The following is a 17,089-nucleotide window of genomic DNA, read 5'->3' as shown; positions in this document are numbered from 1 at the left end:
GTCCGTTCGTGCAACGTCCATTGGGTCACTGGCCATTCAGGCATCGCCTACTCGGGCATCGCCATTTCGGGCAGGAATCCCTCGGCCGGTGTTCTCGCGGCCTAGGCGGTGAAGAGCAACCAGGCCACTACCGGCAGGAGTACGTGGAAGACCACGATCCCCACCCTGGCGATCCACCCGTCCAACCCGTTCCTGGACGTCAGGGACCACTGCGCCGCCCCGAGGACCAGGGCGATCCCCCAGAGGGCCCATGAGGCAACGAGCCAGCCCGTCCCGAGGTCGGTGAAAATCATGATGGGGACGACCGGAAGGAGCAGCAGTGCGGGCATTTCCCATGAAGCTTTACGGCTTTCTACGTCCATTGACTGGCCCATGGCGTTCCGTACTCCTTGCTTGTCGCGAATGGATGGGGAAAATCCCCTCAGAACGGGAATCTCCCTGGAATCGCCAGGGCGAGCGCGATTCCTGTGGTGGCGAGAAGGGCGAGTACCCAGACGGTGAACCGCCCCGGCTTCCATTTCATGAAGAGGGACGCGGTGAGGAGGATGCCGGCACCCGCGCAGGCGGCGAGGTAGATGAGCCATGCCTTCTCCGGATCGCTGCGAACGAAGAGCTGGTACGGAACGACAGCCAGGACGAGGAGGACCAGCCCCCACTCCTCGCCGCCGAGTACCCGCGGGTGGACGGACACGTCCGGCTCCGCGCTCTCCGCGCCATCGGCGCTGCCGGTGGTGCACGGGTCGCCTGTGGTGGTCATCTTCACTTTCCGTTGGCTTGGTTGTGGTGAACGGTGAACGGCGATCAGAGGGGAGGGACGACGTCGGTGTGTGCAGGGTTGCTCCGCCGGGTCCGTGGGGCTGAAGGCTTGTCATCGCCGTGCGTTGCCCTCTCGGTGAGGGCGCCGTAATGTGCGTATGCGAATATCGCCGCTTCGATGCGAGTGGTGACAGCGATCTTGCTCATGAGGTTGCCAAGATGTGCTTTGACCGTTCGTTCCGCGATGCCCAGGCGTTTGCCGATCTCGCGGTTCTGAACGGCCGCTCCCAGGAGACGGAGGACTTCGCCTTCCCGTGGGGTCAATCGGGGGATGCCGGCGGGGTCCCCCGGTGTGTGTGGTGCTTCCCTGGAGTGCACGGCTGTTCTGGGGGTGCCTGATTCTTCCCCGGTGCTGACTAACACAGCGGCTCTTCCTTTCCCGTGTGGTTCCTGGCGTGCGCCGTTCGGCCCCTTGCCACCCTTCTCTCGTGTGCGGGGCGATCGCGTGGGAGGGCGGCCGGCCCGGGGCGACGTTGATGGCGTCCAGGCGGTCCGGCACGAAGAAAGAGCGTTGCACCGCGTCAGCGGTGTCGCTCTTCTTTGCTACCGTACACGCGAGTGATGCAACTGTTGGCCTCAACTGCCGTTCTTTGTAGGCGAGTTGCAGGAGTGCTTCAGCTGCCGAGCCCCTGCGGGGAGGCGCGAGTGCAAAGCGGTTGCATCTCGGAAGTTGATCAGGTGGGGCTTGCTGGGGTTCACTGCGGCGCTAGCCGCGCATTGACCGCTTCTCGTACGACCCCGGGGATCTTCCATGGCCGACGCTCTCACCCGCCACTTCTCCAAGCGTGACCTCCACGTCATCGCCCTCAGCGATCGCGACGCCCTGCTCGGGCTGCTGCGCGATGCCCTCGATGCCACCGGGGCCGGTGACGCCGAGCGGCCGGGGCTGGAGCGGGCCGTGGCGATTCTGGTCGACGCGCCCCAGGCCCCGCAGGCCGAGATCCGGGGGCGGTGGGCCCGGGAACGTATCGAAGCGGCCGGCGTCGCGGTCGAGGCCGACTCCGTGCGGGCGATCAAGGCGCTGCGGAAGGCCGAGCCGGGGCTCGGGCTGTACGAGGCCGTCGTCCTGACCAAGGAGGCGGCGGCCGTCCAGGGGCGGTGAGGGGCGTTTTCGGCCCCGGGGGGTTGGTTGCCTCCGGGGTCACATCCGCCCTGATCAGGTCTTTTGTCCCCACGGAAAGTGACTCATGGCACTTTCGGCCACGTAAACGGCATGCTTTCGCCCGCCCGGGGGAGGGGTTCCGCCGCCAGTTCTCCTGGCGGGGGCCAGCACCTCTGGTCCTCTCGGTAACGGAAGGCGAAAGCGTCGTGTCGGCAGAAAAGACCATCCATGTGGGCGGGGAGTGGCGGGCAGCCCTCTCCGGTTCCACGCGCGAGATCCTCGACCCCGCGGACGCGAAGCCGTTCGCCGTGGTCGCCGAGGGCGGCGCGGACGACGTCGACGCCGCTGTTGCCGCCGCGAGCAGGGCGTTCGCGGGCGGGCAGGGCGTGTGGCCGCAGACGCCGACCGCCGAGCGGGCCGCGCTGCTGCGCCGGGTCGCGGACCTGCTCCAGCGGGACCGCGAGGAACTGGGACGGCTGGAGGCGCAGGACGCCGGGAAGACCGTGGAGGAGGGGCGCGTCGACATCGACTGCGTCACCGATGCCTTCCGGTACTTCGCCGATCTGGTGATCGGGGAGGGCGCGGGACGTGTTGTGGATGCGGGGTCGGCCAGCGTTCACAGCGTCGTGGTGCACGAGCCGGTGGGTGTCTGTGCGCTGATCACGCCCTGGAACTACCCGCTGCTTCAGGCGAGTTGGAAGATCGCTCCGGCGTTGGCGGCGGGCAACACTTTCGTGGTCAAGCCGAGCGAGATCACGCCCATGACGACGGTCGCGCTCGTGGCGCTGCTCGTCGAGGCGGGGTTGCCCGAGGGCGTGGCGAACGTTGTCACCGGGCCCGGGGCTTCGGTGGGTGCGCGGATGGCTGAGCACCCGGAGGTCGACCTGGTGTCGTTCACGGGTGGGCTTCTCAGCGGTACGAAGGTCATGCAGGCCGCCGCGGAGACGGTGAAGAAGGTCGCCCTGGAGCTGGGCGGGAAGAACCCCAACGTCGTCTTCGCGGATGCGTGTGAGACGGAGGAGGGGTTTGACACCGCCGTCGATCAGGCGCTGAACGCCGCCTTCATCCACAGCGGTCAGGTGTGTTCGGCCGGGTCGCGGCTCATCGTCGAGGAGTCGGTCCGGGAGCGGTTCGTCGCCGAGCTGGCGCGGCGGGCCGAGAAGATCCGGATCGGGCGGGGGACCGAGAAGGGCGTCGAGTGCGGGCCGCTCGTCTCCGCCTCGCAGTTGGAGAAGACGGAGTACTACGTCGCCGCCGCGCTGGAGGAAGGCGCCGTGCTGCGGGCGGGGGGCTCGCGTCCCGAAGGGGCCGGGTACGAGGGGTACTTCTACCGGCCGACCGTGCTCGACGGGTGCCACCGGGACATGCGGGTCGTGCGGGAGGAGACCTTCGGGCCGATCCTGACGGTCGAGACCTTCGTCACCGAGGCGGAGGCGATCGCCCTCGCCAATGACACCGAGTACGGGCTCGCGGGCGGGGTCTGGTCGGCGGATGCCGCGCGGGCGCGGCGGGTCGCCGCGAAGCTGCGGCACGGGACGGTGTGGATCAACGACTTCCACCCCTACTTGCCGCAGGCGGAGTGGGGCGGGTTCGGGAAGTCCGGCGTGGGGCGGGAGCTGGGCCCGGCGGGGCTGGCCGAGTACCGGGAGTCGAAGCACATTTACCAGAACCTGGATCCGAAGCCGGTGCGGTGGTTCGGCGGCTGATCCCGCCCTTCCCGGGGGGTGCGGGTGAGTGGGTGGTTGCGGTTCGTTCCGGGGGCTCCGCCCCCGAACCCCCGCCCGCCTTCGGCGGGTTGATGCCCCTGACCCGCCCCTTCACCTAGAGCGCTTGCCGCGCGGCTGTCCCGGACACGTGCGGGTGGTGTTGTGGCTGGTCGCGCAGTTCCCCGCGCCCCTGGAGGGCTGCTTCGCAGCCCCCGCCCAACCCCCGTCCCCCCCAACCCATTACGCGTCAGAACCTTCGCCAGAAGAGGAGCAGCACCATATGCCCGAGTCACTTCACGAGTACGACTACGTCGTCGTCGGCGGCGGCACCGCCGGATCCGTGATCGCGTCCCGCCTCACCGAGGACCCCGACATCCGCGTCGCCGTCATCGAAGGCGGACCCTCCGACGTCGACCGCCCCGAAGTCCTCACCCTGCGCCGCTGGATGGGCCTCCTCGGCGGTGAGCTGGACTACGACTACCCGACGACGGAGCAGCCGCGCGGCAACTCCCACATCCGGCACAGCCGCGCCCGCGTCCTCGGCGGCTGCTCCTCGCACAACACCCTCATCGCCTTCAAGCCGCTGCCGAGTGACTGGGACGAGTGGGAGGCCAACGGCGCCGAGGGGTGGGGGGCCGCCGCCATGGACCCGTACTTCTCCAAGCTGCGCAACAACATCGTCCCCGTCGACGAGGCCGACCGGAACGCCATCGCCCGCGACTTCGTCGACGCCGCACAGAGCGCCCTCGGCGTCCCCCGCGTCGAGAGCTTCAACCAGAAGCCCTTCGAGGACGGCGTCGGCTTCTTCGACCTCGCCTACCACCCCGAGAGCAACAAGCGCTCGTCCGCGTCCGTGGCGTACCTCCACCCGTTCCTGGACCGCCCGAACCTCCACATCCTGCTGGAGACCTGGGCGTACGAGCTGGAGCTCGACGGCACCCGGGCGCGCGGCGTCCGCGTCCGCACCAAGGAGGGCGAGGAGGTCCTCGTCCGGGCCACCCGCGAAGTCCTCGTCTGCGCCGGTGCGGTGGACACCCCCCGGCTGCTCCTGCACTCCGGCATAGGCCCGGCCCGCGACCTCGAAGCGCTCGGCATACCCGTCGCCGTCGACCTTCCCGGCGTGGGCGAGAACCTCCTCGACCACCCCGAGTCCGTCATCGTCTGGGAGACGAACGGGCCGATCCCCGAGAACTCGGCGATGGATTCGGACGCGGGGCTGTTCGTGAAGCGCGACCCGGAGCACGCGGGCCCCGACCTGATGTTCCACTTCTACCAAATCCCCTTCACCGACAACCCCGAGCGCCTCGGCTACGAACGCCCCGCGCACGGCGTGTCGATGACCCCCAACATCCCCAAGCCGCGCAGCCGCGGCCGCCTCTACCTCACCAGCGCCGACCCGGCCGTCAAGCCCGCCCTCGACTTCCGGTACTTCACCGACGAGGACGACCACGACGGACGCACCCTCGTCGACGGCATCAGGATCGCCCGCGAGATCGCGGCGGCGGCCCCGCTCTCCGGCTGGCTCAAGCGCGAGGTCTGCCCCGGCCCCGACGTCACCTCCGACGAAGAGCTGAGCGAGTACGCGCGCAAGGTCGCGCACACCGTCTACCACCCGGCGGGCACCTGCAAGATGGGCGCCGCGAGCGACGAACTCGCCGTCGTCACACCCGACTTGAAGATCAAGGGACTCGACGGCATCCGCATCGCCGACGCTTCCGTCTTCCCCACCATGACCGCCGTCAACCCGATGATCGGGGTCCTGATGGTCGGCGAGAAGTGCGCAGAGCTGCTGGTACACGCCCAGCAGCAACCGACCATCTCCGGAGGTGCCGCGTAATGAGTACGACGACCACTGCACAGAGCCAGGCCGAGCCGCCCGCCGACTCCGCCTCCGCCGAGCCCGTCTTCTCCGTACGGAACCTCTGGAAGGTCTTCGGCCCCAAGGCCGACAAGGTCCCCGGCGACAAGGCCCTCACCGGCCTCTCCGTGCCCGAACTCCGCGAGCGCACCGGCTGCACGGCCGCCGTCCGCGACGTCTCCTTCGACGTGAAGAAGGGCGAGGTCTTCGTCGTCATGGGGCTGTCCGGCTCCGGAAAGTCGACCCTGGTCCGCTGTCTGACCCGGCTCATCGAGCCGACCTCGGGCGCGCTCGCCATCGACGGCGAGGACGTCCTCTCCATGGACAAGTCCCGCCTGCGCGAACTCCGCCGCCACCGCGCCGCCATGGTCTTCCAGCACTTCGGCCTGCTCCCGCACCGTACGGTCCTCGACAACGTCGCGTACGGGCTCGAAGTGCAGGGCATGGGCAAGGCCGAGCGGCGCGCGAAGGCCGCCGAGGTCGTGTCCAAGGTCGGCCTCGACGGGCTGGAGAACCGCCGCCCCGGTCAGCTCTCCGGCGGCCAGCAACAGCGCGTGGGCCTGGCCCGCGCCCTCGCGGTCGACCCCGAAGTCCTGCTCTTCGACGAGCCGTTCAGCGCCCTGGACCCCCTCATCCGACGCGACATGCAGGAAGAGGTCATCCGCCTCCACCAGGAGGAGGGGCGCACGATGGTGTTCATCACCCACGACCTCAACGAGGCACTGCGCCTGGGCGACCGCATCGCCCTGATGCGCGACGGCGAGATCGTGCAGCTCGGCACCCCGGAGGAGATCGTCGGCTCCCCGGCCGACGACTACGTGCGCGACTTCGTCCGCGACGTCCCCCGCGAGCAGGTCCTCACCGTCGCCTCCGCGATGCGCACCCCGGAACCGGGCGACGCGGAATCCGGCCCCGCGGTCCCCCCGGAAGCCCCCGTCTCCGAGGCCATCGAAGCCCTGGTCCGCACCGGCGAGCCCACGGCCCGCGTGATGTCCGACGGCCGCCTCCTGGGCATCGTCGACCGCGCCTGCCTCCTCTCCGTAGTAGCCGGAACCCTGGCGGTGACCGCCTGATGCCCCACGCCAGTACGCCCCCGACCCCCTTGACCAGCTGCGCGGCCCACCACCCGACCCCCTCGGCCAGCCGCGCCGCCCACCGCCCGAGCCCCTTGGGCAGCTGGGCCGCCCACCGCCCGAGCCCCTTGGGCAGCTGGGCCGCCCACCGCCCGAGCCCCTTGGGCAGCTGGGCCGCCCACCGCCCGAGCCCCTTGGGCAGCTGGGCCGCCCACCGCCCGAGCCCCTTGGGCAGCTGGGCCGCCCACCGTCCGAGCCCCTTGGGCAGCTGGGCCGCCCACCGTCCGAGCCCCTTGGGCAGCTGGGCCGCCCAGAGGGCGGAACGGGTGGGCAAGGGGCGGCCCCCGGCGGAGCCGCACCTCTCCGCTTCCCCCCGCCCCACTCCGGTACGGCCGCACCTCTCCGCTTCCCCCCGCCCCACCCCGGTACGGCCGCACGCCTCCGCTACCCCCCGCCCGGCCCCCGCGCACCCGCACACCCCCACCCCCCACCCCACCCGTACCGGCGAGGTGACCGCATGAGTGCCGTGACCACCACCTCCGCCCCGCCGAAGCCCCGCGAGGCACAAGCCAGTTGGCGGGAGAGGGGGACCCGTCGCCCCACCCTCCTCAAGCTCGCCGCGCTCGCCCTGGTGGCGGCCGTCGCCATCCCCGTCCTCCACACCCGCTGGGCCTCCGGCACCTGGCCCACCCCCCTCACCGTCGACCTCACCGAACCCCTCGGCAAGGTCAGCGACTGGATCATCGACAACCGCGACGGCCACCCCCTCTTCCTCTACTTCTTCGGCCACATCTCCAACGCGGTCGTCCTCTCCGTCCGAGCCGTCTACCTCGTCCTCCTCGCCCTCGGCTGGGCCGGGACGACGGCCCTCGCCACCCTGATCGCCTGGCGCACCGCCGGACCGAAGCTCGCCGCCGGCACCCTCGCGTCCCTCGCCACCTGCGGCCTCCTCGGCATGTGGGTGCCGACCATGCAGACCCTCGCCCTGATGGCGGTGGCGGTGGCCGCATCCGTGGCCCTCGGCGCGTTCCTCGGCCTCGCCGCAGGGCTCTCCGACCGCACCTTCCGCATCCTGCGCCCCGTCCTGGACACCATGCAGGTGCTCCCGGCCTTCGCGTACCTGCTGCCCGTCGTACTGATCTTCGGCATCGGCGTCCCGGCGGCGGTCCTGGCGACCGTCGTGTACGCCGCCCCGCCCATGGCCCGCCTCACGGCGCTCGGCCTGCGCGGCGCGGACAAGGGCGTGCTCGAAGCGGTCGAGTCGCTCGGCGCGACGGCGACCCAGCGCCTGCTGACCGCCCGGCTGCCCCTCGCCCGCAAGCAGCTCCTCCTCGGCCTCAACCAGACGATCATGATGGCCCTCTCGATGGCCGTCATCGCGTCCGTCATCGGCGCCGCCGGTCTCGGCGACCGCGTCTACCAGGCGCTGGCCTCCGTCGACGTCGGCCAGGCACTGGCCGCAGGGCTCCCCATCGTACTGATGGCGATCGTCCTCGACCGGGTGACGGCAGCCGCAGGTTCCGGCGACCGCGAACAGGGCCGCTCCTGGCTCCCCGCCGCCATCGGCCTCGCAGCCGTAGCGGCGGTGGCCGTCGCCGCCCGCCTCGCCGACTCCCTCCTGTGGCCCGCCTCCTGGTCGATCGAGATCGCCCCGACCGTCAACAAGGCCGTCGGCTGGATGACCGACCACCTCTACTCCGGGGTGCCCGTCATCGGCGGCACCGCCGACTGGGCCGGTCACTTCACCTCGTACGTCCTGGATCCGGTCCGCTCGGGCCTGACCGCCCTGCCCTGGTACGCGGTCCTGCTCCTGGTCGCCGCCCTCGCCTGGCTGATCGGCACCTGGAAGTCGGCGCTGACCGCCACCCTCGCCATGGCCGCCATCGGCGTGCTCGGCGTGTGGAAGCCGTCCATGGACACGCTCTCCCAAGTCCTCGCCGCCGTCGCGGTGACCCTCCTCATCGGCTTCGCGATCGGCATCGCCGCCTCCCGCAACAGCCGCCTGGAGCGCGTCCTGCGCCCCGTCCTCGACGTGATGCAGACGATGCCGCAGTTCGTCTACCTCATCCCCGTCGTCGCCCTCTTCGGCGTGGGCCGCGCCCCGGCAGCGGCAGCCGCCGTCGTCTACGCGCTCCCGGCCGTCGTCCGCATCACCACCCAGGGCCTCCAGCAGGTCAGCCCCGCCGCCATGGAGTCGGCCCGCTCGCTCGGCGCGACCCGGGGCCAGCAGCTCCGGCAGGTCCAACTCCCGCTCGCCCGCCCGTCCTTGCTCCTCGCCGTGAACCAGGGCGTCGTCCTGGTCCTCGCCGTCGTCATCATCGGCGGCCTGGTCGGCGGAGGCGCGCTGGGTTACGACGTCGTGTTCGGCCTCGCCCAGGGCGACCTGGCCACCGGCCTCAAGGCGGGCGCCGCGATCGTCTGCCTCGGCCTGATGCTCGACCGGGTCACGCAGCCTTCGCGCGCGGCCCGCAAGGAGGACGCGTGAACATCTCTCGCCGTACGGCACTCAAGTCCACCGCACTGGGCCTCGGCGCACTGCTCCTCACGGGGTGCGGGGCGGCCGACATGACCCAGCAGGCGTCCCCGTACGCGAACGCTGCCGGTGCGAAGACCGTCACCCTCTCCGTCCAGTCCTGGGTCGGCGCGCAGGCGGACGTCGCCGTCGCCAAGCTCATCCTGGAACGCGAACTCGGCTACCGCGTCGACACCGTCCAGGTCGACGAGGTCCCCGCCTGGGACGCCCTCAGCCAGGGCCGGGTCGACATGATCATGGAGGACTGGGGGCACCCCGAGCAGGAGGCCCGCTACGTCAAGGACAAGAAGACGATCGTCCCGGCGGGCGAGGTCGGCGTCATCGGCCACATCGGCTGGTTCGTCCCCAAGTACTTCGCGGACAAGCACCCGGACGTCACGGACTGGCGCAACCTCAACAAGTACGCCGACCAGTTCAAGACCCCGGAGAGCGGCGGCAAGGGCCAGCTCCTGGACGGCTCCCCGTCCTACGTCACCAACGACAAGGCCCTCGTCGACAACCTCAAGCTCAACTACCAGGTCGTCTTCTCCGGCTCCGAAGCCGCCCAGATCACCCAGATCCAGCGCTTCGCCAAGGAGAAGAAGCCCTTCCTCACCTACTGGTACCAGCCCCAGTGGCTGTTCGAGCAGGTCCCCATGGTCGAGGTCAAACTCCCCGCCTACTCCGAGAAGTGCGCGGCGAAGGCCCCCGAGGACATCGACTGCGCCTACCCGACCACGCCCCTCGCGAAGTACATGAACGCGAACTTCGCGAAGAAGGGCGGCAAGGCGGCCCAGTTCCTCAAGAACTTCCACTGGAACGCGGAGCAGCAGAACGCGGTGTCCCTGATGATCGCCGACCAGAAGCTCTCCCCGGAGGCCGCCGCGGAGAAGTGGGTCGCGGACAACGAGCCCGTCTGGCGCGCGTGGCTCCCCAAGGGCTGATTCCCCCAGGGATCCCTCCAGGGCTGATTCCCCAGGGCTGAGCAGCCCCCGGCAGCCGCACTGAGCACGCCCCCTTCACCAAGAGCCCGCCCCGGAAACCTCCGGAGCGGGCTCTTGGCGCAACCCGCCCAAGTCGTACGACAGTTGGTCCCCGAAAGGGGTTTCAGGGGGTCCGGACGTCGGTACACCAGGTTCACGAGGGGTGGGAGCGAGGCATGCGCGTACGGGGCGGGGCGGGCAAGGTGCGGCGGGCGAGTCCCGGTGCGGGTGGTGGTGCGGGTGGTGGCCGGGCCCCCGGAGAGCCGGGCGTCGGCGCGATCGTCGTGTTCGTCCTGCTGATCCTCCTCTTCGCCTGCGAGGTCTTCCTCGGCGGGCCGTGGCTGACCGAGGTGTCCGTCACCGTGCTGAGCGGCATCTTCGTGGTGGTCGCGGGAGCGTTGCTGGCCCCGGCCTTCGTCTCGGGCGGGCCGTCCCTGCGCACCCTGACCGTGGCCACGCTGGTGCTGGTGGTCGTCGTCGCGGTCGCGCTCGTGTCCGTCGGGACGTACGTGAACTCCAAGGACGAGGACGTCACCGAGGGCGTGAAGGTCGCGGGGAAGCCCGGCGAGATGATCAACACCGACGGGCTCACCCTCACCGTGCCGATCACCCGGGAGCGGGACCGCCTCCGGCTGAGGGTGGCCGGACGGGACCTCCCCAACGGCGGTTCCCCGTGCCTGCCCGAGGCGAGGCTGACGGTCTCCGGAGCCCAGTCGGGCGACCGGCAGGTCAGGTTCGCCCGGGGAGTCGCCGCATTCGATCTCCCCCTGCGCAAGGGCAAGAAGGAGGTCTCCGTGCAGATCCGGCTCACCACCGAGGAGTCCTGCCGGATCAGCCTGGAGATCGAGGACGCCGTACTGACGAACGACACGCTCCCGGAAGAGGCCGCATGAAGCCCTCGTACACGCACACAGGCGTACGTCCGCGCCACCGCGCCCGCACCCTTGCCGGGGTCGTGACCGCCGTCCTCCTGGCCTCCGCCTGCACGGCGAACGGCGGGGGCGGCACCGCAGGCGACAAGGGCAGCGCCTCCTCTTCCTCCAACGGTTCTTCCGGCCCACCGGCGAAGAGCAGCGGCAGCCCCGACAGGACCACCTTCCCCAAGGGCATCTTCTACGGTGCCAAGTTCGAGCAGCCGGGCCTGAACGAGTACTCCGCCACCGGCCACCAGGCCCAGGGCTTCGAGAACGACCTCGCCCAGTTCGTCGCGGCGAAGCTCGGCTCCTCCCTCACCGCCGTCGACACCACGTCGAAGGAGCGGGAGACCTTCCTGGCCGACCACGCGGACGGCCTCGTCATCGCGACGTACTCGATCACCGACAAGCGCAAGAAGCTGGTCGCCTTCGCGGGCCCGTACCTCAACACCCGTCAGGGCGTGCTGATCCGGGCCTCCGACAAGAAGAAGATCCGCAAGCGTGAAGACCTCACCGGCAAGGCCGTGTGCACCGCCGAGGGTTCCACCTCCGACGCCGACGACCAGCGGACCCTGCTCAACGGCAAGGCCGAGTACGTGCCCCGGGACGACTACAAGCGCTGCGTCGACGACCTGCTCAACGGCAACGTCGACGCGGTGTGGACCGACAAGGTCATCCTGTACGGATTCGTGGAACGCCACGGTGTGAAGCTCATGGTCCCCGAGGCGATTGAGGTGGGCGCGCCGCAGAAGTACGGAATAGGGCTGCCCCTCGCCCAACCGGAACGCTGCCGCCAACTCGTCACGGTCCTGAAGGACTTCCTCGCCGACAAATGGCGGGTCTCCTTCCAGAGCCACTTCCCCCACCTGGTCAAACGGGTCCCGGACTTCGAAGCCCGCTTCAAACCCAAACCCGAAACCCTCGCCCTCAACTCCTGCGACAGCCCCTAACAGCCCGTCGAGGGGGCACCCCCTGGTCGAGCGAAGCCGAGAGCTTGGGGGAGCTTGAGGACGCGCGGCCGAAGGCCGTGCACCGGGCGCAGCCCGGAACGCCCGCCCCCACCGGGGGACCTACAAACGGGATCCGGGCGCGGCCCGGGGAGCGATGCCCCCCCCGAGCGGCCCGCGCGGCCCGAGCGATCAGTGCTTGACGGACCCCGCCACATAGTGCCCCGGCACCATCCGCGTCGATACCGCGAACCGGTTCCACACATTGATCGTGTTGATCGCCGCGATCAGATGCGCCAGCTCCACCTCGTCGAACTCCTTCGCCGCCTTCTCGTAGACCTCGTCCGGCACGAACCCGTCCGTCAGCACGGTGATCGCCTCCGTCAGCTCGATCGCCGCGATCTCCTTCGCCGTGTAGAAGTGCTGCGACTCCTCCCACGCCGACAGCTGCACGATCCGCTCCACCCGCTCACCGGCGGCCAGCGCGTCCTTCGTGTGCATGTCCAGGCAGAACGCGCAGTGGTTGATCTGCGAGGCGCGGATCTTCACGAGCTCGGCGACCACCGGGTCGAGGTGCTTGCGGGTGGCCTTCTCCAGCTGGAGCATCGCCTTGAAGACCTCGGGGGCGTGCTCGGACCAGTTCATACGGGGCGTGTGCTCGGGGACGTTCCCGTTCGTGGTGTTCCCGTTCGCGGTGTTCTCGTTCGTCGTCATACCGGCAACGCTACCCACACACCGGCCCACCGCTATGGTCCATTCCCATGACGGATTCCTGGGCCACTTACCAAGCCGAACTCGGCAGGGACCTCCACCTCGACCTGACCGGCCCAGGTTCCGGTTCCGGTCTGCGCACGAGCCTGCGCGACGCCCTCCGGGAGGCCGCCCGCACCGGCCGCCTCGCCCCCGGCACCCGCCTCCCCTCCTCCCGCAGTCTCGCCGCCGACCTCGGCATAGCCCGCAACACCGTCGCCGACGCCTACGCCGAACTGGTCGCCGAGGGCTGGCTCACCGCCCGCCAGGGCTCCGGCACCCGGATCGCCGCCCGCGCCCACCTCACCCCCCGCAAACAGCCCCCACCTGCACCGCAACCCCTTGCCCGCACCGCCCCCGCCCACAACCTGATGCCCGGCACCCCCGACCTGTCCACCTTCCCCCGCGCCGACTGGCTGAAGGCGTCCCGCAAGGCGCTGACCACCGCCCCGAACGAAGCCTTCGGCTACGGAGACCCACGCGGGCGCATCGAACTCCGTACCGTCCTCGCCGCCTATCTGGCCAGGACCCGGGGCGTGCACGCCGACCCCGAACGCCTCGTGATCCGTTCCGGTTACGTCAACGCGCTGACCTTCCTGGCCGACGCGCTGCGCCGCCGCTCCCCCTCGACGAAGGCGGTCGCGACGGAGTCGTACGGCCTGGCCTTCCACCGCGCCTGCTTCACGGCGGCGGGCCTGCGGACCCCCGCCCTGGGCCTCGACGAACGCGGTTCGAAGACCGAGGAACTGTCCGGACTCCCGGGCGTCGGAGCAGCCCTCCTCACGGCCGCGCACCAGTTCCCGACCGGAGTCGCCCTGCACCCCGACCGGCGGGCCGCAGCCGTCGACTGGGCGCGCCGCACCGGAGGGCTGATCCTGGAGGACGACTACGACGGCGAATTCCGCTACGACCGCCAGCCTGTCGGCGCCCTCCAGGGCCTCGACCCGGACCGCGTCGTCTACCTCGGCACCACCAGCAAAGCCCTGGCCCCGGGCCTGCGCCTCTCCTGGGCGGTCCTGCCGCCCGACCTCCTCCCGCTCCTCTCCCCGTACGACAACACCTCCAGCGCGCTGGAACAGCTCACGCTCGCCGAGTTCATGGCCTCGGGCGCGTACGACCGCCACGTCCGGGCCAAGCGCCTCAGCTACCGCCGCCGCCGTGACGACCTGGTGGCGGCTCTGGCCGCCCACGCCCCGCACGTGCGTACCACCGGAATCGCTGCGGGCCTGCACGCCATCCTGGAACTCCCGCCGGGCACGGAACGGGAGGTGGTGCGCGCGGCGCACTGGCAGGGCCTGGCGGTGGAGGGCCTCGCCACGCACCGGCATCCGGAGGCACCCGGAGCCGGGCGGGACGGCTTGATGGTGGGCTACGCGACCCCGTCGGACAGGGGGTGGCCGGGTGCGCTCGGGGCCCTGATCCGGGCCCTGGGCGCACTCGCGTAGTTGCCGGAGCGTCCCCTTACGCGGCAGCCGCCAGCTCGCACCACACGTATTTGCCGCCGTCCCCGGTGCTGGTCAGCGGGTACCAGCCCCACCCGTCGGCACACGTCCGTACGAGCGCCAGCCCACGCCCCGCCTCGGCGTCCTCGTCGGCGCTGCGGAGCGGCGGGGCGGGCGGTGTGGGATCCGCGTCCCAGGCTCCGATGCGCAGGGTGCGGCCGCTGCGGCGGACACGGAGGGCGGCCGGGCCCTTGGTGTGCCGTACGGCGTTGCTGATCAGTTCGGTGGCGAGGAGTTCGGCCAGGTCGGCGAGGTACGCCAGACCGTGCATGCCGAGGATCAGCCGGAGGGTGTGACGACTGACGGTGACGGCTCGGGGGTCGTGCGGGATGTAGAGGGAGTACTCCCAGTTCTCGATGGGGTACGGGTCCACGTCGGATCGCGGCATGAACAACTCCGTTCAAGGTGAAGCGAGTTGGTGGCGCGGCGGGCCGCTGGGCGGTGGCATTGACGCGGCCGTCATGGCGTGACGGGGCGGTGCGCTTCCGGGGTCCCGGGTTCGCTGCGTGTGCGACGCGTCACCGACGGTAGGGTATTAATTTATTCCGCCGCAACCGGTTGCCGTAATCTGGCACTCGATCGGGTGGCCCAACGGGCCGCGAGGACAGAGCCGTTGGGGTTCGGGGAGTCGTATGCCGCCAAGGAGTCAGCCGACCGCTCGTCAGGTACGCCTGGGCGTTGAGCTGCGCAGACTGCGCGAGGCGGCCGGGATGACGGCCCGCGAGGTGGCTGTGGCGCTGGGGTCGAGTTCGGTCCACATGAGCCAGACGGAGGCGGGGATCGCCGGAGTCAGTGAGGCGCGCGTGCGGCGGCTGGCAGCTCACTATGCCTGCGTGGACGCGGAGTTGATCGATGCACTCGTGGCCATGGCTACGGAACGTACGCGCGGCTGGTGGGAGGAATATCGGGACGTGTTGCCCGTGGCGTTCCTGGACCTGTCGGAGTTGGAGCACCACGCCTGCTCCATCCGTGAGGTCGGCACGGACCACGTGCCGGGGCTCCTTCAGACGGAGGAGTATGCCCGGGCCGTCTTCAAGTACTGGCGTCCCGGGCTTCCGAGCAGTGAACTGGAACCGAGGGTGGCGCACCGGAAGCGCCGAGGAGCGATCCTCGATCGCGCGGACGCCACGCCGTACGAGGCGGTGCTGCACGAGTCGGTGCTCCGTACGCGTGTCGCGGACCGGAAGGTGGCCCGTGCTCAACTCGAACGCATCCTGGACCACTCGACGAAGCCCAACGTGACCGTCTGCGTGATCCCCTTCGACGTGGACAACTTCGCCGGTGCGGGCACCACGATGATGTACGCGAGTGGTCCCGTACCCGCGCTGGACACGGTGCACATGGACACCGTGAGCGGCGGGGTCTACGTGGACGCTGTTGCGCAACTTCATGCGCTGCGGTCGATCTTCGAGACGGTGACGTCGGCCGCGCTTGAGCCCAGCCGGTCGAGGGACTACATCCATCGTCTGGCGAAGGAGATCTGAAAAATGACCCAGTGGCAGAAGTCCTCGTACTCCAACGGCTCGGACGGGGGCTCGTGTGTGGAGATAGCCCACGGGGGACGTGCCTGCCTCGTCCGGGAGAGCGACGCCCCCCGGCGGGTCCTCGCCGCCGCCCCCGCCGCGCTCGCCGCCCTCCTGCGCCACCTCCGCGAGGGTGCGGCCCGCGCCACGCGTTGACCCGTCGGGGCATGCGTCGGCCCCCGGTCTCCGCGCGAGCGTGCGCGTGGTGGCCGGGGGCCGAAGTCCGGGGGGCCGGAGGTCCGGAGGTGTCGCCAGTGGCGCCGAGGGTCTACCCCAACGCCTCCTCCATCAGGAGCTTCCCGCTCCGGCTGGCCCGCAGCAGCCGTTCCACGGCGGCGGACGCGGCGGCCAGGATCAGTCTCCGGCCACCCCGCCGCCAGGCGAGCAGCGCGTTCAGGAAGCCGGAGTCGCAGAACGTCACCCGTGAGGCGTCGACCACCAGCCGGGTGTGTCCGAACGCCGCCGCCGACGTGAGCAGCGCACTCAGCGGGGCGGCGGTGAAGTGGTCGATCTCGCCCTGTACGGCGACATTCAGTGTGGTGCCCTCGGTACGACAGGCGGCGACGACGCCGGGCAGCGGGCGCCGCGTGACGCCACGGCCGGTACGGACGGGGGTGGGGATCGGCAGTATGTGAGAGGGGCTTGCAGTGGTGTTCACGCGGTCTGCAACGAGGTCCGGCCCCTCGGGGGCACCGCCGGGGCCCGAGGATCACCCGGCCGCGCGAAAAGAGGCGGCAGGGGAGAAGAAACAGAAGCCCCGGCCGGACGGGGGAGACCGGCCGGGGCGGTATGGGGAGGCGGGGTGAAGATCCCGCGCATAGATGAAGGGTAAACCATCCCGGACTTTTCTCACCAATCCCCGCCCCGCCCGTGAACCCCCCTCCCCATCCACCGGGGCAAATCCCCCCGGTCCGGGTTCTGGCGTTCCTCAGGGCCCGGCGGCCCTCTAGTCTGTCGACGGTCCAGAGACAGACAGTGTGGCGAGTGAACGACGCGGGGGAGTGGGCCGGGCATGGCAGCGGCAGGGCGACGGCGACGACTGAGGTCCAGCACGGTGGTGCTCGGCGGCATGGGAGTGCTCGCCCTCACCCTCACCTCCTGCGGGGACGAACCGGACCGGCGCTGCGTCGACCCGGTCACCCAGGAAGAGCTGCCCAGCTACGAGTGCGACGACGATGACGACGGCGGGGGCAGCAGCGGAAGCTCCGCGACGCACCACGGTGCGTACTACTACGGCGGATCCGTCAGCAACAGGCGGGTGTCGGGCGGCAGCTTCGACAAGCAGGCGGTCGACCGGGGCGGCTTCGGCTGCTCCGGTTCCGGCGGCGGCTGACGGTTTCCTCCCGCGTGCTGCTGGGGGCCGCCCTTACTGCCGGGGCTCCGCCCCGGACCCCCGTCGCGTG

18 protein-coding genes are annotated in these 17,089 nt (G+C 70.5%); 12 read left to right on the top strand and 6 right to left on the bottom strand.

Annotated elements, in window-relative coordinates:
* Window positions 1–101: 101 nt before the first annotated feature.
* The 3 genes from OG897_RS25000 to OG897_RS24990 all read right to left on the bottom strand — a co-directional run bounded on the left by OG897_RS25000 (window position 102) and on the right by OG897_RS24990 (window position 1,134).
* Window positions 102–329, bottom strand: a complete 228-nt coding sequence (locus tag OG897_RS25000) for a hypothetical protein (protein WP_266659500.1) — start codon at window positions 327–329, stop codon at window positions 102–104.
* A gap of 92 nt (window positions 330–421) precedes the next feature.
* A complete protein-coding gene (locus OG897_RS24995) occupies window positions 422–757 on the bottom strand; it encodes a hypothetical protein (protein WP_266659499.1) in 336 nt (111 codons plus the stop codon).
* Between the two features lie 44 nt (window positions 758–801).
* Window positions 802–1,134: a helix-turn-helix transcriptional regulator gene (locus tag OG897_RS24990; RefSeq protein ID WP_266660477.1), complete on the bottom strand. Its 333-nt coding sequence runs from the start codon at window positions 1,132–1,134 to the stop codon at window positions 802–804.
* A 433-nt stretch (window positions 1,135–1,567) separates the two neighbouring features.
* On the opposite strand from OG897_RS24990, the gene OG897_RS24985 reads away from it, so the two are divergent.
* The 8 genes from OG897_RS24985 to OG897_RS24950 all read left to right on the top strand — a co-directional run bounded on the left by OG897_RS24985 (window position 1,568) and on the right by OG897_RS24950 (window position 11,914).
* The gene (locus tag OG897_RS24985; protein WP_266659498.1) at window positions 1,568–1,918 is read left to right on the top strand and encodes a hypothetical protein; all 351 of its coding nucleotides are present in this window, start codon (window positions 1,568–1,570) and stop codon (window positions 1,916–1,918) included.
* 206 nt (window positions 1,919–2,124) lie between these two features.
* The gene (locus OG897_RS24980) at window positions 2,125–3,624 is read left to right on the top strand and encodes an aldehyde dehydrogenase family protein (RefSeq protein WP_266659497.1); all 1,500 of its coding nucleotides are present in this window, start codon (window positions 2,125–2,127) and stop codon (window positions 3,622–3,624) included.
* Between the two features lie 280 nt (window positions 3,625–3,904).
* Window positions 3,905–5,461: a GMC family oxidoreductase gene (locus OG897_RS24975; RefSeq protein ID WP_266659496.1), complete on the top strand. Its 1,557-nt coding sequence runs from the start codon at window positions 3,905–3,907 to the stop codon at window positions 5,459–5,461.
* A complete protein-coding gene (locus tag OG897_RS24970) occupies window positions 5,461–6,555 on the top strand; it encodes a glycine betaine/L-proline ABC transporter ATP-binding protein (protein WP_266659495.1) in 1,095 nt (364 codons plus the stop codon). Before OG897_RS24975 ends, OG897_RS24970 begins: the two co-directional genes overlap by 1 nt.
* A 517-nt stretch (window positions 6,556–7,072) precedes the next feature.
* Window positions 7,073–9,040 (top strand): proline/glycine betaine ABC transporter permease, encoded by a 1,968-nt coding sequence (locus OG897_RS24965; RefSeq protein WP_266659493.1) that lies wholly within the window; start codon window positions 7,073–7,075, stop codon window positions 9,038–9,040.
* 80 nt (window positions 9,041–9,120) lie between these two features.
* A complete protein-coding gene (locus tag OG897_RS24960; RefSeq protein WP_266660475.1) occupies window positions 9,121–10,011 on the top strand; it encodes an ABC transporter substrate-binding protein in 891 nt (296 codons plus the stop codon).
* Window positions 10,012–10,226: 215 nt separating this feature from the next.
* The gene (locus OG897_RS24955) at window positions 10,227–10,943 is read left to right on the top strand and encodes a hypothetical protein (RefSeq protein ID WP_266659491.1); all 717 of its coding nucleotides are present in this window, start codon (window positions 10,227–10,229) and stop codon (window positions 10,941–10,943) included.
* Window positions 10,940–11,914 carry a transporter substrate-binding domain-containing protein gene (locus OG897_RS24950; RefSeq protein WP_266659489.1) on the top strand — a complete coding sequence of 325 codons (975 nt, stop codon included), beginning with the start codon at window positions 10,940–10,942 and terminating at the stop codon, window positions 11,912–11,914. The genes OG897_RS24955 and OG897_RS24950 overlap by 4 nt, the downstream gene beginning before the upstream one ends.
* A 189-nt stretch (window positions 11,915–12,103) precedes the next feature.
* Here OG897_RS24950 and OG897_RS24945 read toward each other — a convergent pair whose 3' ends face one another.
* Window positions 12,104–12,625, bottom strand: a complete 522-nt coding sequence (locus tag OG897_RS24945) for a carboxymuconolactone decarboxylase family protein (protein WP_266659487.1) — start codon at window positions 12,623–12,625, stop codon at window positions 12,104–12,106.
* Between the two features lie 47 nt (window positions 12,626–12,672).
* On the opposite strand from OG897_RS24945, the gene OG897_RS24940 reads away from it, so the two are divergent.
* Window positions 12,673–14,106 (top strand): PLP-dependent aminotransferase family protein, encoded by a 1,434-nt coding sequence (locus OG897_RS24940; RefSeq protein ID WP_266659485.1) that lies wholly within the window; start codon window positions 12,673–12,675, stop codon window positions 14,104–14,106.
* 16 nt (window positions 14,107–14,122) lie between these two features.
* On the opposite strand, the gene OG897_RS24935 is transcribed toward OG897_RS24940, so the two are convergent.
* The gene (locus tag OG897_RS24935) at window positions 14,123–14,551 is read right to left on the bottom strand and encodes an ATP-binding protein (RefSeq protein ID WP_266659483.1); all 429 of its coding nucleotides are present in this window, start codon (window positions 14,549–14,551) and stop codon (window positions 14,123–14,125) included.
* A gap of 244 nt (window positions 14,552–14,795) precedes the next feature.
* Here OG897_RS24935 and OG897_RS24930 point away from each other — a divergent pair, with 244 nt between their 5' ends.
* The gene (locus tag OG897_RS24930) at window positions 14,796–15,647 is read left to right on the top strand and encodes a helix-turn-helix transcriptional regulator (RefSeq protein ID WP_266659481.1); all 852 of its coding nucleotides are present in this window, start codon (window positions 14,796–14,798) and stop codon (window positions 15,645–15,647) included.
* A 3-nt stretch (window positions 15,648–15,650) separates the two neighbouring features.
* Window positions 15,651–15,842, top strand: coding sequence for a DUF397 domain-containing protein (locus tag OG897_RS24925; RefSeq protein WP_266659479.1), 192 nt, complete (start codon window positions 15,651–15,653; stop codon window positions 15,840–15,842).
* A 112-nt stretch (window positions 15,843–15,954) separates the two neighbouring features.
* On the opposite strand, the gene OG897_RS24920 is transcribed toward OG897_RS24925, so the two are convergent.
* Window positions 15,955–16,344, bottom strand: coding sequence for an STAS domain-containing protein (locus OG897_RS24920; RefSeq protein ID WP_266659478.1), 390 nt, complete (start codon window positions 16,342–16,344; stop codon window positions 15,955–15,957).
* A 354-nt stretch (window positions 16,345–16,698) separates the two neighbouring features.
* Here OG897_RS24920 and OG897_RS24915 point away from each other — a divergent pair, with 354 nt between their 5' ends.
* Complete coding sequence (locus tag OG897_RS24915; RefSeq protein WP_266659476.1) at window positions 16,699–17,019, top strand: hypothetical protein; 321 nt, start codon at window positions 16,699–16,701, stop codon at window positions 17,017–17,019.
* The last annotated feature ends 70 nt before the right edge of the window (window positions 17,020–17,089 follow it).

The organism is Streptomyces sp. NBC_00237, from assembly GCF_026342435.1.
In the GTDB taxonomy this organism is placed as follows: domain Bacteria; phylum Actinomycetota; class Actinomycetes; order Streptomycetales; family Streptomycetaceae; genus Streptomyces.
This window is presented reverse-complemented; position numbering and strand designations above follow the sequence as displayed.